The sequence below is a fragment of the Streptomyces sp. GL_148 genome, assembly GCF_057834205.1.
On sequence record NZ_CM174396.1, the window covers coordinates 3,838,452 to 3,858,211 of the forward strand.

The 19,760-nt window shown below is 67.0% G+C and carries 22 protein-coding genes and 1 tRNA gene; 11 read left to right on the forward strand and 12 right to left on the reverse strand.

Features of this window, described 5'->3' with window-relative positions; all coding sequences use genetic code 11:
• Nucleotides 1-32: 32 nt before the first annotated feature.
• The 7 genes from AC3IYI_RS17500 (at nucleotide 33) to AC3IYI_RS17530 (ending at nucleotide 5,641) form a co-directional block, all read left to right on the forward strand.
• Nucleotides 33-848, forward strand: coding sequence for an adenine nucleotide alpha hydrolase family protein (locus AC3IYI_RS17500; protein ID WP_489411058.1), 816 nt, complete (start codon nucleotides 33-35; stop codon nucleotides 846-848).
• A gap of 42 nt (nucleotides 849-890) precedes the next feature.
• A complete protein-coding gene (locus AC3IYI_RS17505) occupies nucleotides 891-1,250 on the forward strand; it encodes a hypothetical protein (RefSeq protein WP_489411059.1) in 360 nt (119 codons plus the stop codon).
• Between the two features lie 27 nt (nucleotides 1,251-1,277).
• A complete protein-coding gene (locus AC3IYI_RS17510) occupies nucleotides 1,278-1,928 on the forward strand; it encodes a hypothetical protein (RefSeq protein WP_489411060.1) in 651 nt (216 codons plus the stop codon).
• A 61-nt stretch (nucleotides 1,929-1,989) separates the two neighbouring features.
• Nucleotides 1,990-3,525 (forward strand): ParB/RepB/Spo0J family partition protein, encoded by a 1,536-nt coding sequence (locus AC3IYI_RS17515; RefSeq protein ID WP_489411061.1) that lies wholly within the window; start codon nucleotides 1,990-1,992, stop codon nucleotides 3,523-3,525.
• A 70-nt stretch (nucleotides 3,526-3,595) separates the two neighbouring features.
• A complete protein-coding gene (locus tag AC3IYI_RS17520) occupies nucleotides 3,596-4,003 on the forward strand; it encodes a hypothetical protein (RefSeq protein ID WP_489411062.1) in 408 nt (135 codons plus the stop codon).
• 172 nt (nucleotides 4,004-4,175) lie between these two features.
• Complete coding sequence (locus tag AC3IYI_RS17525) at nucleotides 4,176-5,219, forward strand: YgjP-like metallopeptidase domain-containing protein (protein WP_489411063.1); 1,044 nt, start codon at nucleotides 4,176-4,178, stop codon at nucleotides 5,217-5,219.
• Nucleotides 5,220-5,568: 349 nt separating this feature from the next.
• Nucleotides 5,569-5,641, forward strand: a tRNA-Arg gene (locus AC3IYI_RS17530).
• A 58-nt stretch (nucleotides 5,642-5,699) separates the two neighbouring features.
• Here the strand turns inward: AC3IYI_RS17530 and AC3IYI_RS17535 are convergent.
• A complete protein-coding gene (locus AC3IYI_RS17535; RefSeq protein WP_489411566.1) occupies nucleotides 5,700-6,827 on the reverse strand; it encodes a tyrosine-type recombinase/integrase in 1,128 nt (375 codons plus the stop codon).
• Here AC3IYI_RS17535 and AC3IYI_RS17540 point away from each other — a divergent pair.
• Together AC3IYI_RS17540 and AC3IYI_RS17545 are read left to right on the forward strand one after the other, a co-directional pair.
• Nucleotides 6,771-7,169 (forward strand): NUDIX hydrolase, encoded by a 399-nt coding sequence (locus AC3IYI_RS17540; protein ID WP_489411567.1) that lies wholly within the window; start codon nucleotides 6,771-6,773, stop codon nucleotides 7,167-7,169. The genes AC3IYI_RS17535 and AC3IYI_RS17540 overlap by 57 nt on opposite strands.
• Nucleotides 7,166-7,528 carry a hypothetical protein gene (locus AC3IYI_RS17545; RefSeq protein WP_489411064.1) on the forward strand — a complete coding sequence of 121 codons (363 nt, stop codon included), beginning with the start codon at nucleotides 7,166-7,168 and terminating at the stop codon, nucleotides 7,526-7,528. The genes AC3IYI_RS17540 and AC3IYI_RS17545 overlap by 4 nt, the downstream gene beginning before the upstream one ends.
• A 645-nt stretch (nucleotides 7,529-8,173) precedes the next feature.
• On the opposite strand, the gene AC3IYI_RS17550 is transcribed toward AC3IYI_RS17545, so the two are convergent.
• From AC3IYI_RS17550 to AC3IYI_RS17580, 7 genes are all read right to left on the reverse strand, one after another.
• Entirely contained in the window at nucleotides 8,174-9,049 is an 876-nt protein-coding gene (locus AC3IYI_RS17550; protein WP_489411065.1) for a hypothetical protein, read from the reverse strand.
• Between the two features lie 35 nt (nucleotides 9,050-9,084).
• Nucleotides 9,085-10,284 (reverse strand): AAA family ATPase, encoded by a 1,200-nt coding sequence (locus tag AC3IYI_RS17555; RefSeq protein ID WP_489411066.1) that lies wholly within the window; start codon nucleotides 10,282-10,284, stop codon nucleotides 9,085-9,087.
• Between the two features lie 266 nt (nucleotides 10,285-10,550).
• A complete protein-coding gene (locus AC3IYI_RS17560) occupies nucleotides 10,551-10,895 on the reverse strand; it encodes a hypothetical protein (protein WP_489411067.1) in 345 nt (114 codons plus the stop codon).
• Nucleotides 10,892-11,587, reverse strand: a complete 696-nt coding sequence (locus tag AC3IYI_RS17565) for a GntR family transcriptional regulator (RefSeq protein WP_489411568.1) — start codon at nucleotides 11,585-11,587, stop codon at nucleotides 10,892-10,894. The genes AC3IYI_RS17560 and AC3IYI_RS17565 overlap by 4 nt, the downstream gene beginning before the upstream one ends.
• 21 nt (nucleotides 11,588-11,608) lie before the next feature.
• Nucleotides 11,609-11,833 carry a hypothetical protein gene (locus AC3IYI_RS17570; protein ID WP_489411068.1) on the reverse strand — a complete coding sequence of 75 codons (225 nt, stop codon included), beginning with the start codon at nucleotides 11,831-11,833 and terminating at the stop codon, nucleotides 11,609-11,611.
• Nucleotides 11,830-12,072 carry a hypothetical protein gene (locus AC3IYI_RS17575; protein WP_489411069.1) on the reverse strand — a complete coding sequence of 81 codons (243 nt, stop codon included), beginning with the start codon at nucleotides 12,070-12,072 and terminating at the stop codon, nucleotides 11,830-11,832. The genes AC3IYI_RS17570 and AC3IYI_RS17575 overlap by 4 nt, the downstream gene beginning before the upstream one ends.
• 12 nt (nucleotides 12,073-12,084) lie before the next feature.
• Nucleotides 12,085-12,366 (reverse strand): hypothetical protein, encoded by a 282-nt coding sequence (locus tag AC3IYI_RS17580; protein WP_489411070.1) that lies wholly within the window; start codon nucleotides 12,364-12,366, stop codon nucleotides 12,085-12,087.
• Nucleotides 12,367-12,443: 77 nt separating this feature from the next.
• On the opposite strand from AC3IYI_RS17580, the gene AC3IYI_RS17585 reads away from it, so the two are divergent.
• A complete protein-coding gene (locus AC3IYI_RS17585) occupies nucleotides 12,444-13,199 on the forward strand; it encodes a GntR family transcriptional regulator (RefSeq protein WP_489411071.1) in 756 nt (251 codons plus the stop codon).
• Between the two features lie 50 nt (nucleotides 13,200-13,249).
• Nucleotides 13,250-13,519 (forward strand): hypothetical protein, encoded by a 270-nt coding sequence (locus AC3IYI_RS17590; protein WP_489411072.1) that lies wholly within the window; start codon nucleotides 13,250-13,252, stop codon nucleotides 13,517-13,519.
• A 995-nt stretch (nucleotides 13,520-14,514) separates the two neighbouring features.
• Here AC3IYI_RS17590 and AC3IYI_RS17595 read toward each other — a convergent pair.
• The 4 genes from AC3IYI_RS17595 to AC3IYI_RS17610 all read right to left on the reverse strand — a co-directional run bounded on the left by AC3IYI_RS17595 (nucleotide 14,515) and on the right by AC3IYI_RS17610 (nucleotide 19,731).
• Complete coding sequence (locus tag AC3IYI_RS17595) at nucleotides 14,515-16,899, reverse strand: proprotein convertase P-domain-containing protein (protein ID WP_489411073.1); 2,385 nt, start codon at nucleotides 16,897-16,899, stop codon at nucleotides 14,515-14,517.
• A gap of 304 nt (nucleotides 16,900-17,203) precedes the next feature.
• Nucleotides 17,204-18,787: a phospholipase A2 gene (locus tag AC3IYI_RS17600; RefSeq protein ID WP_489411074.1), complete on the reverse strand. Its 1,584-nt coding sequence runs from the start codon at nucleotides 18,785-18,787 to the stop codon at nucleotides 17,204-17,206.
• A gap of 228 nt (nucleotides 18,788-19,015) precedes the next feature.
• Entirely contained in the window at nucleotides 19,016-19,456 is a 441-nt protein-coding gene (locus tag AC3IYI_RS17605; RefSeq protein ID WP_489411075.1) for a transposase, read from the reverse strand.
• Between the two features lie 104 nt (nucleotides 19,457-19,560).
• Complete coding sequence (locus tag AC3IYI_RS17610; protein WP_489411076.1) at nucleotides 19,561-19,731, reverse strand: hypothetical protein; 171 nt, start codon at nucleotides 19,729-19,731, stop codon at nucleotides 19,561-19,563.
• Nucleotides 19,732-19,760: the final 29 nt, after the last annotated feature.

A 19,760-nucleotide genomic window follows, 5' to 3' on the forward strand; every position in this document is an offset into this window, starting at 1 on the left:
GAATAGGTGACAGAGGTGGAGGCGCCCAGAGCATGGGGCTGATGGTCCTGGCGGCCCGCCGTCAGATCCCGCACCGCACCTTCCTCTTCGCCAACGTCGGCGAGGACAGCGAGGACCCGCGCACGCTCGACTACGTGGAGAGGGTCGCCGCCCCGTACGCCCGCGCGCACGGCCTCGACCTGCACGTCCTGGATCGGGTCACGCGTTCGGGGCGGCGCGAGACGTTGTGGGGGCGGCTGATGCGGCCGGGGTCGCGGTCCCTGCCGATCCCCGTGCGGATGTCGAACGGGGCCCCGGGCACTCGCTCGTGCACCAAGGATTTCAAGATCTCGGTGACGGGCAGGTGGCTGCGCGAGCGCGGCGCCGGCCCGGGTACGCCCGCGGAGGTGGGGATCGGGATCTCCCTGGACGAGATCAGCAGGGCGTCGAACCGGCACGTCGAGAAGTACGAGCGGATCACCTACCCCCTGCTGGACCTGCGGATGCGCCGGGTGGACTGCCTGTCCGTCATCGCCGACGAGGGTCTCGAACTTCCGTCGAAATCGGCGTGCTGGTTCTGTCCGCTGAAGTCTCTGGCGGGCTGGTCGGAGCTGCTCCGGGACCGTGCTGTTCGAGCGCGCCTGCGAGCTGGAAGAGACGCTGATCGCCCGGCGGGCCGCCCTGGATCGCGATCCGGTGTTCCTGACGCGGACCGGCCGCCCTCTGGCGGAGGCGGTGACGGCGGCGCAGGAGGAGCTACCGATGGATGTCGGCTGCGATTCCGGCTGGTGCATGACCTAGCTGCCCCACCTCTGACCTGCTGCGATGTGGTTGACACCCCCCTCATGCATAGTAGAATTTCGATATAAGCTGAGGGGGAAGCCACCAGCCACAACCAGGAGGAGCACACCGTGACCGGACCGGAGATTGCACTGCGGATCGACCTCAACGGCAACATCCGCGAGCTGGACATCGGCACCGTCCACAGCCAGCAGATCCGGATCATCGGCCGCGCCCTCCTCGACAGCATCCAGGCCGTCGACTTCATCCGGCAGCCCACCGACCCCGACATCGTGATCCTGGCCCGCGCCCACCGCGACTGGCAGGAACCCAACCTCCACGCCGCCCGCGCCGTGGACGAACTCGCCGCACCACTGCCGCACTTGATCCAAGGCGAGGTCGTCTTCGCCGGATACACGGCCGCCGGAGCCCTCACCGGCCTGCCCCACGACGCCGCCGAGACCATCCGCGCAGCCTGCCAGCCCCGCTAGACCAACCACCCTTTCGGGGAATGCCACATGAGCACCGGCACCGCACCCCGCCTGTCCCTCGTCGACCTCTACATCCTGGGCGACCTGATCGCCGCCCGGCTCGGCGACACCTGGACGAAGTCCGACGACACCACCGACGCCGAAGCCATCAGCTTCGACCACACCGCAGGCCACACCATCAGCGTCCGACGACTGTGGGACGGAGTCGGCGCCCAGACCTCCCTGCACATGGAAGGCCAGCCCACCTACAACGCGGGAGCCGTCTTCAGCGACTCCGAAGCCACCAGCGACACCCTCCTCAAGACCATCGGGAACCGCCTGCTCCCCGCCCTCGACGGCCACCGCCCCAAGCTCCAGCAGAGCGGAACCCCCCACCCTCCGCCGGACGCGGACACCGAGAAGCCCACCGAGCAGGCCCCGGCCGGCAGCGAGCCCGCGCAGGACACCCCGACCGTCGACGAGACCGCCGAACCGAGCAACCCGCCCACCGACACCACGCCCACGGCCCCGACCGCCGCGAAGCCCCCGGCGAAGCCCAGGAAGGCCCCCGCGGCCAAGCCGAAGAAGGCAGCCACAGCAGCGAAGCCCACCACCGTGCGCCGCACCGCCAAGGCCGCCGGAGCCCCCAGGGCCACCAAGCGCGCCACGACCCGCACGACCACGACCACCAGCGCCTGACAAGACCCCACCAGTGCGGGCGGCGACCCCGCCCGCACCCCCACCCGTAAGGACGAAGACCATGACCGCTACCGCGATCGAGCCCACCACCCCGACCACCATCGCCGCCTACGAAGGCCACTTCGGCTGGTACGACCCCCGCGAGCTGGTGATCGACCCCTTCAACCACCGCAAGACCCGAGGCGAGGACGACAACGGCACCGAGCCCGACCAGGCACTCATCGACTCCATCGTGGAGTTCGGCGTCAACGCCCCCCTGCTGCTGCGCCCGCAGACCGGCGCGCAGGACGGCGCCCTCGGCGTTGTCTTCGGCCAGCGCCGCATGAAGGCTGCAATCATCGCCGCCGAGCGAGCCATAGAAGCCGGACAGCCGATCCGCCTCGTGCCGGCCATCGTCCGCGAGGACCTGCGCGACGTGGACGACGAGGCCCTGGCCCTGTCCGTCATCGAGAACGTCCACCGCCGCCAGGCGACCGCCCTCGATGTCCTCGACGCCGCAGAACAGCTGTCCCTCATGCCGGTCGGCAAGCTGCGCAAGAAGCGTGCCGCCCGCGCCCTGGGCATCAAGCCCGAGGAGGTCGCCGCCGCCCCGCAGGCGGCCAAGCTCAGCGACCGCGCGCTGCGCGAAGCCAACGCCGCCGCCTTCGACCTGGTGGAGATGGCCGACTACCACTCCGTCGAGACCCTCGGGGGAGCCCTGACCACCCTCAAGGGCGCCAAGAGGAAGGACACGGAGGCAGGTGACTCCTCACGCGGCCACTGGGCACACGCCCTCGCCGAGCTCCGCCAGAAGCAGAAGGACGAGGAGGAGCGGGCCCGCCTCGTCGAGGACTTCAAGGCCCAGGGCATCCCGGTCGTCGCCTGGAACGCGAACCGCGAGCACGGCACCTCGCGCCGCCTCAGCGACCTCGTCAGCGACATCGGCAACACCATGACGGCTGAACTGCACCAGGAGTGCCCCGGCCACGCGGTCGCCCTGGTTCCCGGCGACACCGAGGTGGAGTGGCTGTGCACGGACTGGAAGCGGTACGACCACGAACTCACCGACTCCGAGTCCGCAGCGGCGAAGGCCCCCAAGTCGACGCCGGAGATGCTGGAGGCCGTCCGCAAGGTGCGGCGCTACAACAAGGCGTGGAGGACGGCCCGCAACGTGCGCCGCGAGTACATCGGCCAGCTCTGCGCGGCCGGCGGCGAGGCCAACGACGCGACGTGGGTCCTGATCCTGTCCACGATCACGGGGACCTCCATCAGCTACGGCCGGGCGGCCTCCCGCCCGAAGACCGATCTGATCAGCTCCTTCCTCCACATGGCGGACCCCAACGAAGGACGTAGCCACTGGGACCGTGTGGCCAACCCGTACGGGCCGGTGATCGCCACCACGGCGAAGACGCGGCGCTGGCGCCTGCTGCTGGCCCAGGTGGCAGCGATGTTCGAGAGCGAGGTCATGCACGACGGTGCGTGGCGCAACATCGATCAGGACACGGTGACCTGGCTGTCGTTCCTCAAGGAGCAGGGCTACAAGCTGAGCGAGGTCGAGACCGAGGTCCTGGCGGAGGGCATCAAGAAGTACAAGCCCCGCCCGAAGAAGTCCAAGTAGACCCCCTCCCCCACCTCTCCGGCGGCGGCCTCACCGAGGCCGCCGCCGGGCGCACACCCGAAGGCAGACCATGAGCGAGAACCCGAACACCACGGACAGCACCACACCCGCGACCTGGCACCGGCCGGAATTCCAGGGCAGGGAGAAGGAACTCATCCACCTCGCGGCCGGCGCCAAGCTCGCCGGGGTGACCCGGTCGGCTGTCAGTAACTGGGCCGCCCGGCACTCCGACTTCCCCAAGCTCGTCCTGGAGACAGGTCCCGAACCCCGCCGCACCAAGTACGTCGTGGAGGTCGAGTTCCTGGACTTCGCGGAGCTGAGGAGTACGACAGTCACCCCGCGGAGGGACCCTTCGCCGCACAGGCCTGGCGCCGTCATCGACCGGAGCACCTGGAGCACTGCGAGAGGCAGGTGGCCAGACTCCGGGACCTCGAGATACGGCGGGCAGCCAAGCTCGCGGAGACCCGACGCGCGCTGAAGGCGGCGCGCTCGCGCCTCGCCGAAGCCGAGGCGACGGCGAGAGACAGGTAGGGGAAGTCGTTCTTCAAGCCCAGTTGACCCCCCTCTCGTTCATAGTAGAATTTAGATATGAGCGGGAAGGGCACCACCGCAAGCCCTCACCAAAACCCACCCCAACCGGAAGATGCGCAATGACCTATTTGAAAGAACGCACCATCAACATCAACGGCGTCTCCGTCACCATCCGCACCAGCAACCGAACCACCCTCGAACTCGACGTAGCCAGCACCGGCAACATCATCGTCCGAGGCCCCGACACCACCACCGACGAAGAAGCCCACGAGCTCGTCAACCGCCGACGCCGCTGGATATACCGCCAGCTCACCCACCTCTGCGAGACCACACCCGACAACCCGACCAAGACCATCAAGAACGGCGAAACCTTCCCCTTCTTCGGCCGCCCCCACACCCTCCGCATCACCCGACAGGAGCCCGGCGCCAGCGCCGCCATCGCCTACACCCACCCCGACCTCGGCCCCACCCTCGACCTCCGCCACCACGCCGCGACAAACGAGGACGATGCCCGCCGAACCCTCATCAACCTCTACGCCAACGAGACCCGAGAATGGCTGAAAAATCACGGCCGCCGGATCACGCAACTCACCACGAAGCCCGACATCGAACTCAAGGTGTCCTGGCGCGCCCGCACCCGATGGATCACCCGCCACAAGGACGGAAGCCTCACCCTCCACTGGGCCCTCAGCCAACTCCCCGCCATCCACCTCCGCGAACTCCTCCACCGCACCCTCGATATCCACTCCGTCGCCGACGGCCGCGAACTCGACCAGCACCTCCAAGCACTCTGGCTCGGCCGGCTCCAGCTCGACCCGGCGCCCGAGCCCGAGCCGTCCACCAACCCCCAGAGCAACACCTGCCCGAAGTGCCACGCACACCCCGGCCACCTCCACACCGACAGGTGCACCCTCGCGCGATGCGCCCTCACCGGACGCCAGCGCAGAGACTGCAACCACCCCGGGACCGGCTGCCTCACCCTCTGGTCCGGACGCTGGCCCGGCGATGAGGAGTGCGAGGAGTACGGCTTCTACTACCGCGACGGCGCCAACGACTCCGAGCCCTGCAACGCCGACGATGAAGACGCGGCGTACGACCTGAACCGGCTCTACCGCGAGTGCACGTGGGACGTACGCCTCCAGCGCATGATCCTCCCCGGCTGAGATGCACATCGCGCGTTCATCACCCAGGGATCGCGAACGGATTGCGGTCGTCAGCACTCTGGAAGACGGCCTCTCACCTGCGAATACGCCGCTCAGAACCTCAGCGCACAGCCACGGTGGAGTAGCGCCGGGGGGACAGGCGGGGGACAGAACCGGGGAACGGCGGGGGACAGACGGGGGACAGAAGGGGAAGGAAGATCAAGGAAAGACAGGGAAGACGTGGGCAGGAACAGGAAGGTCAGGGCTCCCGCTCAGACCCTCCACACGCAGCCTGACCTGGGGAAATGTGACCCGTAGATGCTCACCACCCCTATCGGGTAGGGTGATTGCCGACACAGACCGAAAACCCGCCTTCGTAGCTCAGGGGATAGAGCACGGCTCTCCTAAAGCGGGTGTCGCAGGTTCGAATCCTGCCGAGGGCACAAGGGAAAAGGCCCCCAGTCGATCACGACTGGGGGCCTTTGACATCTACGCCTGACATCAACGGGGACGGCCACCGCCGGCCGGGCGCCTCTTGAGCAGGCGGTCCATGTGGGTGATCGCTTCGCGCTGGGTGTCCTGGACAACGTGGGTGTGGACGTCCATGGTGATGCTGATCTGGCTGTGCCCGAGGATCTCCATCACGACGCGGGGCGCCACCCCGGCGGCGGTCAGCAACGTCGCGCAGCCGTGGCGGGCGTCGTGCAGCCGGATCACCCGGAGGCCGGCGCCCTGGGCGACACGGGTGAAGGACCGGTAGACGTTGCGCGGCTCGACCGGGCGGCCGGTGCGGGTCGTGAAGACGTGCGCGCTTTCCGTCCACTTCTCCCCCGCTTTGGCTCGTTGGCCGCCCTGCTGCATCCGGTGCCAGCGCAGCGGGGCGATGCACATCGCGGGAATCGGGACCGCCCGCCGGCGTCGCCCCTTGGGGTCATCGTCGTAGAGGACGCCGCGGCGGCGCTGGGTCTGCTGTCGGACGTAGAGCACACGCTTGTCGAGGTCGAGGTCCGTCCAGCGGAGGCCGACCAGCTCGCCGCGCCGGAGACCCATGGTGATGGCGAGGACGAAGGCCGCGTAGAGCGGGTCGGTCCGGGCGGCGGCGAGGAAGTCGAGCGTCTCGTCCAGGGACCACGGACTCAGCTCCCGCGACTGCGGCCGGGGCGGTTCGACGAGCGACGCCACGTTGCGCGCGATCAGCTCCTCCCGGCAGGCGGCGGTGAGCGCCGTCCGCAGCACTCGGTGCGACTCCTTGGCGGTAGCAGCGGTGGTCTTCTTCTCCAGCTGGACGAGGAAGCGCCGGACGTCGGCAACCCCGAGGGATTCCAGCCGCCGGGTCCCGATCATGGGCTCCAGGTACAGACGGACGTGCGCCTCGTACTTGTCGTACGTGCTGAGCTTGCGTCGCGGCTTGACGATGTTGTCGAGCCAGTACGGCAGCCACTCGGAGAGCTTTGCGGACTTCGTTGGCACGGGCACGCCCTGGTCGACCTTGGCGAGCAGGTCCCGTCGCTTCACGTCGCACTCGGCCCAGGTCTTGCCGTAGGCGAACTTCCGGGCCCGGGTGCCTTCGGGCTGGAGGACGTACACGGCCGCCTGGACCTGGCGATCCGTCGCGCGGACAACGGGAATTGGGAACTGCCGGGCGGAGTCCTCGAACTCGCCGAGTCCCCGGAGGCCGGCGTGCGCCGCGAGGTCCTGGAGGAGACGGGCATCGAGGTCGAGGTGGACGAGCTCACCGGGGTCTACAAGAACACCACCCGAGGCATCGTCGCCCTGGCCTTCCGCTGCAAGCCGTCAGGCGGCACCGAACGCACCTCGGAGGAATCGACCGCGGTCGCCTGGCTCACCCCAGAAGAGGTCACTGCTCAAATGTCCGAGGTCTACGCGATCCGCCTCCTGGACGCCCTAGACGATGCGGGCCCCCACGTCTGCAGCCACGACGGCCGCCACCTGCTCAAGGCATCGGCGTGAGCGCCTCCGCGAGAAGACGGCCCGCTCCCAAGCCGATCAGTGAGATCCGCGACGTCTACGACTTCCTGGACAACGTGCGCCTGAGGCCGGGTATGTACGTACCCCATTCTTCAGTCACACACCTGCACTCGATGCTGCACGGATTCGACGTGGCCATGCAGGTGAGCGGCAACCTGGACGCCACCCCCTTCAGTACCTACGGCCCCTTCGCCGAATGGCTTCGCGACCACGTCGGAAGCGACTACGGCAACCTGACCTGGGGACGCGCCATCGAGCTCACAGCCGAGGACCGAAGCGTCTCCGCCATCGACCTCTTCTTCGGTCTACTCGACAAGTTCCGGGCCGAGACCGCGCGATAAGAGTTTCCCTACTTCATCAAGGGCGCTTCCGCCGCCAAGGCGGCGTCGCGCGGCCGTCGCCCCGGGCCTGCGCTCCTGTCTGCGCCCCGCTCCAGCCCGGGGCGCCGGCCGCGCGCCAATGGCTGAGGACTTGATGGGCTGGATGAGCCCCGCCTGATCGGCGAGCCGTCCGTCAGGACTGATGCCTCCGGCGGGGGCGCTCTGACTCTGGGATGCGGGGGCCAGTCGTGCGACCGCGGCTCCGTTGTGGTTGGGGTGGGGGCTGTCATCCCGTCTGCCGTCGTCCCAGGGCAAGCCGTAGCAGACCAGCCGCCAGGGGCCCAGGTCGTTCGTCCAGCAGGGCGCTCCACCTGGGCCCCTGACGACTGCCCCGCTACCACTACGTGTGGGACGACGGCAGACGGGATGACAGCGGGGCCCGACTGTGGCTGCGCGACTGCAGAGGCGTGTGGCTCCGATTGGCGAGGACCTCAGGGGCTGTGACAGTCGAGATGATCAAAAACCACACCCTGTGCTGCAATGCGGGACAGGGACACTGCGAGGGAGGGGCCGTCTGGTCATGCTCGACCCCAATTCTGGCATGACGCCAGCCAAAGCCACCGCACCTACCTACGTCGGGATCTAATCATTAAGCGGAACATCCGCTCATGCCCCAGTTACCAGGCTTCGAATCCCGGCTTGCATTGATAGCGCCCAGGGGCTATCAAATGTCATTGTCGCCGCGACCTGCATCACGAGCACTGACTGCAGATGTTTTGTGTCCAACTTTTGGGGACAGTTATCGATCACCTGGCTTTGGAGGATATAGGCATACCATTTCCCCTTGAAGACTTTATTCCATTCGCCGGAAGCATAGTAGGTGTCCACCTCATCCCGAACGGCATTCCAATTGGCGCAGGAAATTGACGCCGATCGCGAAGCCGCATGAGATCTCCCTTCCTGCCTGAAAGACAAGTCGGGGTCAGCCATGGAATGAGGTTGCCTGTTGATGGGCGACGGCCTACGGTAATTGGCCTCTCCCGGGAGGCCTAGGACCTTAGCTGTAAAGCAGAGGCGAACCCACTCTTTCCAACGGACTGCGGCCAGCTGCTGCCAATCGCCACGCTTCCCAAATTCCTCGCGACACCAGTTCGGGGGAAGGCTGCATCCGATGGCAACTGCCCTCGCAACGTCACCCTCATGAAATACATGATTCTCCACATCGTAGAAATCAGTATAGAAGACATGATCGGATGATATTTTGAGGCCGGTTCGATCGTCGACATCCTTGTCCATAAAGAAGGCGACGACAGTCACCTTCCCCTTGAAGTCGGTAATCAGAGAAGAACTATCCCGGAGTTCTTCATAATAAGTTCTCAGTCGAGCCTTTCCGCCTGCCTGTCCGGGCAATTCTTCGGCGGACGCTATGCGATACCCGACATTCAGGCCATCGAGGGCGCGCTCACAATTACTTCCATGGACATATCTATCGACGTTTATCCCCTCGACATACCCAAAGAACTGGGTACTCGACATCTGCATCTGCCTGAGTTTCCCACGCGGAGAATGCTGTAGCCTCAAAGTCGGAAGATCTTTTCATCCTCGATGTCTGCCATGATTTCGGGAGAGTGTGTCGCCGTAATTACTTGCGCTCTCTCATCAATCGTCTGGATCGACTCAATGAGAACCTGCTGCCAGTCGATGTGCATCGACAGCTCCGGCTCGTCGATGATGATCGGCCTTCCACCAGCCGAAAGCGCCTCGACAAGGATTCGAATTAGCTGCCTCTCTCCAGACGATAGCCTTTCGAGCGAAATTTCCTTATCGTCAGAGGAAATAGCCCTGATCTGACTGTCCAGGAAGCTGATCTGCTTTGGTCCTGAAATTAGCCGGCTCACCAAGGTCTGAAGTTTAGTTCTCGGTTCGAGCGCATCCTCGATTTGCTCTTCGACTTCGTTGATGTCAAGCACTACGCGCTTAAATGCCTGATCTGTATCAAACCTGCTCAAAAATTCTTCTTGATTTTGAACGAGATGCGCGGCGCCGCGACGTTGCAAGAAGCTAGTAACACGGCGGAAAGCTTTATCGTAGTCGAGGTCTTGACCCACTGCGCCTTGCATCTCAGGCGAGATCACACCTGCCAAAATCCTCCCCAAAGCCTCCTCCTGAGCCTGCCTAACGGTCCCTAGAACCTCAGTTGAGTAGGAGGACCACAATCGCTGGATTGAGTCAGCGAAGAATTCGTCGATATTCCTATCGCCAGCTTCTGAAGAGATGTCCCGCACGTCAAAGATTCGCGAAGTTGGGAGGTATCTGTGCGGGAAGTCGACGAGCTTCCGAATTCTTGCTTCGTCCTGCTTTGCCGATTCAGGAAAGGCGTAGGTGGTAGTCCAGGAGAATAGCTCTTGGATTACGCGCTCGGCCCTTGGCGAATATCTTGCACTGGGTCGGTTGCGTAGACTCAAAGGGAGTGCGCGCCTAATGGCTGATTCGAACGACTCTTCGTCCGGCATTTCAAATCGGCGCAAAATTACTGCATCATGTTCCGGCAGGGCAATTTCCACGGTGGCGCTGTCAAATGGGGCACCCATCAATGACGCCACCTCTTCGTTCAAAGCGGCGTGCACGATGCGCAGGAGAGTCGTCTTCCCGCTACCATTTAGACCAAAAAAGATATTCACATCTTGGTTGAGCTCTTGCCTGTATGGCTCCTTACGCCCTGCAAGCCCATCGACGTGAACGCTCTTGACGTACCAGCGTGGCTGAATGGTGGCCACAGCAGCAACCTCTCCTCTGTACGGACTACGTCGTCATCGTGCCAGGTAGCTGAAGCACTTCGTACTGTTTCAACGAAGTTTGGTACGAGTGGACTTCAAGCGGTGCTAGCCCTCAGCGCTTCCCCTAACGAGGGGGCAAACCCCACTGCTCGATCAGACCCAACGGCGCAGTGGATTGGCTGCTGGCTGAGCCGTTTCCTTAACCGCCCGCGAACAGCGAAGCCCCCAGTGATCGCTGGGGGCTTCGCTGTCATTGGGGTGCGGTGCTAGCCGGAGACGGTTGGCGCATGAGGGACGACGGCGCCTTCTTCGGCGGCGAAGGGAGCCGGTATCGGTAGGCGGTGGCCTCGACTCGTTGCTACACGGACTGCATCTCGTAGGGCTCCAGCCAGGCCTGTTGCCAGAAAGAGGAGCTCGTCCGGGTCGACCTCCTCGTTGGCGAGAACTTCGAGGGCATGATCCAAGAGCTCCGGTCCAAGGCCGAGTTGCACCGCTTCGGTGTTGTCGGCGAGGCGGGACAGGTAGCCGGCGTTGTCGTCGGCGCTTAGGAAGCAGGGCTTGCCGTCCGGACCTGACCACGGCAGGAGTCGCAGTTCGTTGTGGGGGGTCATGCTTCCGCCCTCCTGGCTTTGGCCGTGTGGTGACTGGTGAAGACGGCGTCGGCGCGGTCTCCGGGGAGGACCAGGAGGGTCACCTCGACCACGCGGCCGGTGGTGTCCGTCGCCACGCGCGTGATCGACAGGACGGCCGAGGTCGCGCTGATGCGGAGGGTCGTCGCTTCGTTTGGGGTGGGGAGGCGGGTGCTGACCGTTTCCCGGACCGCCGCCAGTGGTGGGCGCCGCTCTGCCAGTCGTGCGGCTAATGGCCCTTTGTGGATGTCTGCCGGCACCAGGTCTCGGGGCACGTAGATGCGGGCCAGGCTGTGCGGGGTCCTTCCTTCTTGGCTGAGGCAGAGGAACTCCGTCAGGGGACTGCGGGACGCGACCTTGAGGAGGGCGGTCAGCGGGGCGTGCGCTCGGAGGTTGGTGGCGCGGACGGTGGTCTGGAGGACTTCCTCGGCCGCGGTGGGTGTGCTTGGCGCATGGCCACCGCCGACGTAGGTGATTCTGCGGAGGGGGTGGCGGACGAAGTTGCCGCTGCCGTGGACCTTTTCGATGAGGCCTTCGCTCTGGAGGAGTGCCAGGGAGCTCCGCAGCGTGGGTGTGCTGACCGAGTAGCGGGCGGCGAGTTGGGCCTCGGAGGGGAGGCGTTCGCCAGCCTTCAGGCGGCCCGTCGAGATCTGGTTGCGGAGGTCTTCGGCGATGGCGGGAGGGCGAAGGGTGGGTCACCAGTTCCTCCGCATCCGTAGGGCGACGAGGCGGGTGCGGGCGTGCATGGTCAGGAGTTCGCCCGACTCGAAGCGGAGTCGCTTGGCGCTGGCCGGGAGTTGGATCAGGTCGATGACGCGGCATGGCTGGCCGCCTACCTGGATTACGTCGCCGCGTTGGACGGTGGTCGAGGTGATCTCAACGTTCGTCGCCAGGGCGCCGCTTGGGGTCCATCCGCTCACTGGGTCACCCGCCGCGGGTCGGACCGGGCGTCTGGTGTGTGGCAGGGGCAGTCGCAGGCCTCGTAGATCACGGGTACGCCGACCGGTGCCGTGGCCGGGGACGACTGCGCGCATTCGGGGTGGGTGCCGATCGCGCACGAGGTCGAGCGGTAGGGGGAGGTTTCCGCGCTGGGTGGTGGGGCCGGCCGGAGGGGGCGGGCGCTGGTGCGGGCTGGGGTGGGGACCATACGGTTCGACATGCTGATCAGCTCCTACTGCTGTCGGCCAGGTCCCCGGACGTCGCCCGTCGCGGGGACCGCTTTGCGTACGGCGGCCCATAGGGTGCGGCCGGTCAAGCTGCTGGCTAGGAGCCCGAATCGGTCGGCCTCCGCCACCACTTCCAGGACCTCCCGCCATGCGGAGGCGGGCAGTGCTTCCGGTACCTCCGCTTCGATCGACGTGTAGCGGGCGTGCGCCTCCACCTGCGTGGTCAGTCCCAAGGCGGACAGCCGGGCAGCGATGTCCTCGGCCCTTGCTGCTTCCGAAGCGGGCACAGGAGCCTCCGTTGCCGGACGAACACTTTGAGTGAAGCTAGTTAACTAGATTAGAGCTAGTGGACTAGATTTTCTACATGCCTGAGCAGCCGCCTTATCTCCGTATCGCCGACATACTGCGGCAGCGGATCGCGGAGCACGAGTGGACCGTCGGCGATCGGCTCCCGTCGCGGGCGCAGATCGCTGGGGAGTGCGGGGTTGGCGAGAACGTGGTGCGCCGGGCGCAGGAGCTGCTGATCGCCCAGGGCGTGTTGGAAGGTCGCGCGGGGTCGGGGACGTACGTCGCCGAGGCCCGTCAGCGTGTGCGGGTTGTTCGGTCCTCAGCGCGCGAGCAGCCCGGTGAGTCCCCGTTCCGCGCGGACATGCAGGCCTTGGGTCGGCAGGGGAACTGGGAGAGCCGGACCGAGGCGAAGGTGCCCGCGCCGGCCGAGATCGCGGCTCGGCTCGGTATCGACGCTGGGGCGCTGTGTGTGCGGACCGTGTACGAGTTCCTTGCCGATGGCCGGCCTGTGCAGCTGTCGACGAGTTGGGAGCCGTACGAGCTCACCGCCGGCACGCTCGTCGTCCTGCCTGAGGGTGGGCCGCACGCCGGGGCGGGCGTCGTGAACCGCATGGCCGAGATCGGGATCACGGTCAGCCACGCGGTGGAGCAGCCGGAGCCGCGGCAGGCGACGGCCGAGGAGGCGTCGCTTCTGGGCATCCAGAAGGCAGCACTGGTGACCCACATCCGGCGGACCTACTACAGCGACCAAGGCCAGCCTGTGGAGACGGCGGACATCGTCATTCCTGCCGCGTTGTGCGAGATCGTTTACGAGGTTCCGATCAGCCGCTAGCGCGGTTGACGCCATCTTGCCTGTCGGGCCCGGGAGTAGAGGGAAGCAGCATGGATGCCGTACGTATGGCTCGGATCGTCGACATGGCGGAAGCTGCCGGACCCGTCTGGGCGGCGAGCCGCGACGGGGACGCCCTGCAAGAGTTCCTGAACGAACGGGACTGCAACGGAGTGGACGCCGTCAGAGTCACCATGCAGGTGGTCGGATGCGGGCTCGTCGAGGCCCAGCGCATGTTCTTCAGCGCTCCCTGTCGAGCCGCCGAGCGCGACTTCCACAACGCGTTCATGGAGGGCCTGGAGCAGTTGCAGGACGAGATCTGACATCTACCGCTGACATCAACACGGGCGGATGACCGCGTCCGGGAGCGGCTCCCCGCAGCATCTGCACGTAGCGAGCTGCGGGTGGCGAGGAGTGCCTGATCGAACTCCTAAAGCGGGTGTCGCAGGTTCGAATCCTGCCGAGGGCACAAGACAAAGACCCCCAGTCGATCATGACTGGGGGTCTTTGGCATCTACGCCCCGCTTCGCGCTGGGTGGGCCTCTCCAGAGGGAGCGAAATCTAGCCAAGTGGGCCGGGCCCCCATTTGGGCCATTAGACCCATACGCGGCATTGTTCGAGCAAGCCCGCGTCACGTCCCCCTGGCATATGACGCAGTACAGACGTGTCCCACGTTCCTTGGCGTTGGGGACGAGTATGCCGTAGCTCGCACCCCGCAAGCCGTCTGAAATTGCACCAGTTGAGAAATGAGCAGGTCAGAGGACTGCTACGTTCCGACCCCAACGGAGTTCCGGTCCCGTCCGGCCGGACGGGACCGGAACTCACGAGACAGGTCCTCGGCATGGGAATCGCTGGGGAGGCCCGATCGCATGGAGGAACACCGTGTCGAATCCCGATAGCCCTCCCGGGGGCGAGCCTGATGACGGGAAGCCTGGGCGAGCCCATCTGTGGCTGGCGGGCATCACAGCCGTTGCGGCCCTCCTGGGAGCACTCGCAGCAGTGATCACAGCACTTCAAGGCTGACCCTCTCCTGCCGAGGGCACAGTACGCAGGGCCCTGGCGTGGGACCCGAACAACACCGCGAGCCGCTCATACGCCGCTTCGGCCTCGAACCGGCCGAGGAGCCGGCCTCCGCCCGCACGCCGGAAGAGCCCGCGATCGAGTCCGACGGAGCGGGCCGTCGCCGTGGTCGCCGGATTGATGACGGGTGCACTGCTCGTGCCTGCTCGGCGTACGCGCGAAGGTGCCAGGCCGGGTGTTTCCGGCCTGGCACCTTCGTGAGATGAACGCGGTTTTGACAGTGCGGCGAAAGGGCCTGTCAGAAGGTCAGGGACCAGCCGTTGAGCGTTCCGGTGCCGCCTTCGGACACATCGTAGGTGCGCAGGGTCCAGGTGCCCGCGGCGGGCGAGGTGCTGCCGTCAATGGTGTAGATCTTCTTGAGGTTCCCGCCGGCTTCCAGCGGGGCGGACTCCTTCAGCAGGTAGATCTTGCCGTTCGGGTCCTTCAGTTCGAGCGCGACATCGCCGAGCCAGTCGTGCGTGACATCGACGAACACCTTGAGGTCCTTCGGCGCGTTTCCAGCGATCCCGCTCACGGTGGTCGCGGAGGAGAAGTCACCTGCATCGGGAACGGTCTGGTTGACCTGGTTCTCGAGCGAGGGGAAGGTCAGCGACCACCCCTTGATGCTGCCCGTGGCTCCTGCGGAAACATCCTCGACGCGGAGCTTCCACGTGCCGTTGGCCGGGGAGGAGGCGGCGTCCACCGTGTAGGTCTTCATGATCGTGCTGCCGACGGCCACCGACTTGAGGGGGTATGCCTTGCCGTCCGGGTCGATCAGGTCGATCTTCACTTCGGCGGGATACATGTGGGTGGCGTCGAGGTCGACCTGCAGCCCACCGGTGGCCTTGCCGGCCAGCCCGCTGACCGTGATCTCCGAGGTCGCCGTGCCCGGGTCGGGGATGGCCGTGACGGCTGCGTTCACAAAGGGCGTGGGAACGGTCAGCGACCAGCGGTCGAGGGTGCCGGTGCCGCCCGCGGACTTGTCCTCGACTCGCAGCTTCCAGGTGCCGTTGGCCGGGGAGGTGCTGGCATCCACGGTGTAGGTGGTGTCGAGGGTGCCGCCGGTCTGCGCCCCACCCGTTGCCTTGAGCGGGTAGGCCTTGCCGGCCGGGTCGATCAGGTCGACCTTCACTTCGGGAAGCCAGTCATGGGTGAGCTTCACCTGGACCTGCATGGACTTCGATGCCTGGCCGGGGACGTCCGCGATCGTGATGGGCGACTGGGCGATTGCCAGGTCGGGGATGGTGAAGTTCGTGTCGTTGAGGATGCGCGAAGGACGGGGCTTGGGGTCGGGGGCGGGGGCCGGGATCGGGTCGCCTGCGCCGACCACTGTGCTGATGTCGAGGCGGGGGACCGTGCCACCCTCCGCGGCGATGGGCGTGCCCGTGGACTTCAACAGCGCCTCGAGCTCCGCGACGCTCTTGGCGGGGTAGGCCTGGCGGAGAACCGCGAGAGCACCCGCCACATGGGGGGCGGCCATGGAGGTGCCGTTCTTGGAGGCGAACCCGCCGCCGGGAACGGAGGAGACGATGGAGGTGCCGGGGGCGACGAGGTCGAGGAGTGGACCGCGGTTGCTGAAGGTGGAGAACTGGTCGTCGTCCGTGGTGGAGCCCACCGTGAGGGCGGAAGGCACGCACCCGGGGGCGTTGACCGCGTTCGTGTAGCCGTTGTTGCCGGCCGCGACGACGGTGGCGACGCCCTCGGCGAAGAGGGTGTCGATGATCGGCTTACGGGGGTCCGCGGCGCAGGCGGCCGTCCAGCGGCCGCCACCCAGGGACATGTTCGCGGCGATGATGTTGGTGCCGGCCTTCTTCATGGCCGAGACCTTCTCCAGCGCCTTGATCTGCGAACTGGTGAAGCTGAGGACGCAGGGGCTGGCTCCCGGCCCGCAGTACGAGTCCGAGGTGAACTTGGAGAACACCTGCATGGCGATGATGTCCGCGCCGGGGGCGACACCGCGGGCCGGTGCACCGGTCACGCCGGTTCCGTTGCCCGCGGCGATGCCCGCTACGTGGGTGCCGTGGGAGCAGCCCGTACCGACCGTGGTGCACGGGCCGCTGTCGGCGTCGGCGCTGCCGGTGCCCACCTGTTCGGCCGTGCCGTCCGGGCACAGGCTGGTGGCGCCGTACGCGGCGTCCGTGACGGAGAAGCACGCCTCGGCCTTGACGCGGCCGGCCAGGAACGGGTGCCCGGTGGCGACGCCGGTGTCGAGGATGGCGATCGCGCTGCCGGCACCGGTCTTCCCGGCGGCGACGGCCTTGTCGCTGCCGATCTTGACGGTGGACTCGTTCAGCATCGGCTCGACCGGGATGTCCTCGCTGACGCTGACGACACCCGGCATGGCGCTCAGCGAGTCCAGGCCGGCCCGGTCCACGCGGAGCGTGACCATCGGCAGGCTGTCGTAGGAGACGAGGGTTTCACCCGCTTCGGAGGCCGAGGAGAGTTCCGACCGCCCGTCGAGGAGGACGTTGACGCGGACGGTGCCGCCGTCCTGGGTCTCGTCGAACAGCGGCGGGTCCACCGGGCTGTCCTCCGCGGCGAACGCCGGGCTGGAACCGGTGAAGGGGTTGGCGCCGACCGGTATCGCGGTGAGCACCATGGCTGCCGCCGAGGCGGCGAGCGCGACCCGCATGGATCTCTTCACTTCGTGTCTCCGTGGAAGGGGGAGCGGAAAGGGGGAGGGGGTGTGGCCATCGGGCGCTCGGGCGACAACACGGGCGAGCCGAAGGGGCAGGCGAAGGGTCAAGCGAAAGCGAGGGGGTGACGCGGGCTCAGGCGCGGGCGGGGCCGAATGGTCAGGCGGCGCCGAAGCCGGGAGCGGGGGGAAGGCCGGGGGAAGCCTCAGGGGGACGTAGGGCCGGGCGGCCGGCGATGTCGGGCGCCCGGCCCCTACGGTGTCCGTCGAACGGGTCCGTCAGGCGACTCGCCGGAGCGAATCGACGGGACGATCAGGTGGCGTCGGCGCCGTTCCTCGGGTGCCCGCCGTAGAAGACGCCGAGGTAGTAGTTGTAGGCCAGGTTGTTGCAGGCGCCGCGGGACCACCAGGAATAGGCCGGGCAGGTGTTGTAGCGGAGCAGGTTGTAGAACGCGACGTCGGTGGCGATGCCCTTGTTGCGGTCCAGGTAGTAGCTGTAGCCCTTGTAGGTGTTGCCGATGGTTCCGTAGCCGTAGTCGTGCGCGTCGCACGCGGCCCGGAAGTCGAAGCCAGCGGGCCGGTCATACGAGGAGGTGCAGTGGTCGTAGTTGAGACCACGGACCCAGGAGCCGGTGGGCGTCTGCTTCCAGGACGGCCACCTCCAGCCGTAATGGGCGACCGGGGTGGAGCAGTTGCCCCAGTACCGGATCCACGACTCCGGGGAGCCGCAGGCGCGCGGGTTGGCCTGCGGGTCGGTGATGTCCCCGCCGATGAAGTTCTCGGAGGGCGGGCTGACCCCGTCGGGCTGCTCCTGGCCGGGCGCGATGGAGCCGGCGTCGGGGACGACATCGCTGGTCTCATGGGCCTGCGGGGCGGCGGCGTCGCCGCTGAACGTCAGCTCCCACTTGCCGCCGTCGCCGCTCGTCAGGGTCGAGAGACGGTCGCCGCCGTCGTAGGTGTAGGAGCTGAGCTCGCTGCCCTCGGCCGGGTTGGTGACCTCGCGGAGCAGACCGGAGGCCTCGTAGGTGTAGCGGGCCAGCGTCTGGGCGACCTGGCCGGAGGTGACCGTGATCTCCTTGACCTGGCCGGCCACGTCACCGAGGGTCGTGCCCGTCGCGGTGGTCGCGGTGGCGTAGGTCAGGGCGAGGGACTTCGCCGGGGTCTCACCGCGGGCGGGCTCGCTGACGGTGGCGACGCGGCCCTGGGTGTCGTAGGAGACCGTGGTGGCCTTGTACGCCTTGTTGCCGACGCTCGTGACGCGCCAGGTGTCACCGCTGCCGGACGCCTGCTTCCAGGTGTACGTGGGCTTGAGATCGGCCACCGGGATGGGGTTGCCGTCCGCGCCGACGGGGCCGGTGTCGCCCTCGGCCGCGGCGCCCATGGCGATGTTCAGCGTCTCGGTGATGCTCGACTTCATGTCACCGGCGAGGTCGTCCCACGACACGTTCTCGACCAGGGTCGAACCGTCGGACGCCGTGTAGGTGTTGATGCTGCCGCCGCCCGGACCGTCCATGGACTCGGTCAGTTCGTAGCGGGTGTACGCGCTGCTTTCCAGGTCGGTGGTGGTGATCGACCCCGAGTCCTGGGTCAGCTTGCGGTTCAGCTGGCCACCGACGAACTCGGCTTCCCAGCTGGGACCGAAGACTCCGAGGTCGGAGCGGGTCTGGGGTGCGTCCTGGGCCTGCGAGACCCCACCCTGCGCCTGACCGGCGACGGTGTGCGTACGGCCCATGAGGCCGACCGAGACGTCGTTCTCGAAGACCTGGTAACTGTCGGTCGCGGACTGGTACATGCCGGGGCCGATGTTCTGGATCTCGCCTGCGGCGAGGGGCGCGCTGGGCACCTCTTCGGCGGCGGAGGCCGAGAACTGCTGCGGGAGCAGCAGAGCCATGGACATGGCGGCCACTATGGGGAGCGCTGATCTGCGCACGGTAAACCTCTCGATGGGTGTTCGGGTGGGGTGCAGAAGTCTGTGCCGGTGCCTGCGGACAGGGCGGGGACAGTGCCCTGCCCTTGGGCACGGCTGTGCCATGGGAGTGGCAGGGAGGTTCAGGTGAGGGGCGGAGCGGGGTCCGGGCCTGGGCCTGGGGACCGGAGCCGGAAGGGGCCCCGTCCGGCGGCGCGGTCAGGCAGCCCGGGCGGCCCGGAGGGCTGTAGGGCTCGTACGGTCCGTACGGACCGGGAGATCAGGTCGGACCAGGAGATCAGGTCGGTCCGTGAGGTCGGGTCGGTCCGTGAGGTCGGGTCGGCGGGACCGTGCCGCCTCGGCGACGCGTTCGGCCCAGTCCCGTACCGGTGCGGAGATGTGGGGCGTGGCCCGGGCGGTGGCCTCCATCCGGTTCCACAGGTCCTCGTCGCACCACTGGCCGAACCGCCGGTGGGCGTTCTGCCAGGAGACGGGAAAGGACTTCGGCAGCGCGCGCCAGGACTCGCCGCTCACCAGGATGTACAGGACCGCTGCGAAGACGGCTTCCTCGTCCGCCCTGCGGGTGCCGCCTCCTTGGGGGCGGACCGGACCGGTGGCGAGCAGGTGCCGGGCGAGCGGCCAGAGGGCCGTCGGAGACAACCAGGCGAATCGGCCGGTGGTGCGGGGAAGCGCTCCCCGTCGGGCCGGTGCGGTCACCCTCGGTGCCTCGCGGACCCTGTTCCCGCCGGACCGGAGGCCGGTGGTCAGCTGTCCACTCCGTCGGCGACGAGCGGGGCGCTGTCCCAGCGCCAGTCCGCCTGCTGCGTCACACCGTCCGAACCGGTGATCTGCGCGGCGACGCCGGTGACGGCTCCGGTGAGGAGCGCGGTGGCGGTGACGGCGAGGAGCGTGGCGGTCTTGAGGCGGCTGAACATGGCTGGGGTCCCCCGAGTTGTGCGGTGTT

Bases quoted from the DNA above. Each gene is read 5' to 3' on its own strand.
- AC3IYI_RS17560 (WP_489411067.1), bottom strand. From the start codon at position 10,895: ATGACCCCCCACAACGAACTGCGACTCCTGCCGTGGTCAGGTCCGGAC.
- AC3IYI_RS17550 (WP_489411065.1), bottom strand. From the start codon at position 9,049: ATGCAGATGTCGAGTACCCAGTTCTTTGGGTATGTCGAGGGGATAAAC.
- AC3IYI_RS17500 (WP_489411058.1), top strand. From the start codon at position 33: ATGGGGCTGATGGTCCTGGCGGCCCGCCGTCAGATCCCGCACCGCACC.
- AC3IYI_RS17525 (WP_489411063.1), top strand. From the start codon at position 4,176: ATGACCTATTTGAAAGAACGCACCATCAACATCAACGGCGTCTCCGTC.
- AC3IYI_RS17510 (WP_489411060.1), top strand. From the start codon at position 1,278: ATGAGCACCGGCACCGCACCCCGCCTGTCCCTCGTCGACCTCTACATC.
- AC3IYI_RS17585 (WP_489411071.1), top strand. From the start codon at position 12,444: ATGCCTGAGCAGCCGCCTTATCTCCGTATCGCCGACATACTGCGGCAG.
- AC3IYI_RS17610 (WP_489411076.1), bottom strand. From the start codon at position 19,731: ATGTTCAGCCGCCTCAAGACCGCCACGCTCCTCGCCGTCACCGCCACC.
- AC3IYI_RS17515 (WP_489411061.1), top strand. From the start codon at position 1,990: ATGACCGCTACCGCGATCGAGCCCACCACCCCGACCACCATCGCCGCC.
- AC3IYI_RS17575 (WP_489411069.1), bottom strand. From the start codon at position 12,072: ATGTCGAACCGTATGGTCCCCACCCCAGCCCGCACCAGCGCCCGCCCC.
- AC3IYI_RS17590 (WP_489411072.1), top strand. From the start codon at position 13,250: ATGGATGCCGTACGTATGGCTCGGATCGTCGACATGGCGGAAGCTGCC.
- AC3IYI_RS17600 (WP_489411074.1), bottom strand. From the start codon at position 18,787: ATGTCCATGGCTCTGCTGCTCCCGCAGCAGTTCTCGGCCTCCGCCGCC.
- AC3IYI_RS17520 (WP_489411062.1), top strand. From the start codon at position 3,596: ATGAGCGAGAACCCGAACACCACGGACAGCACCACACCCGCGACCTGG.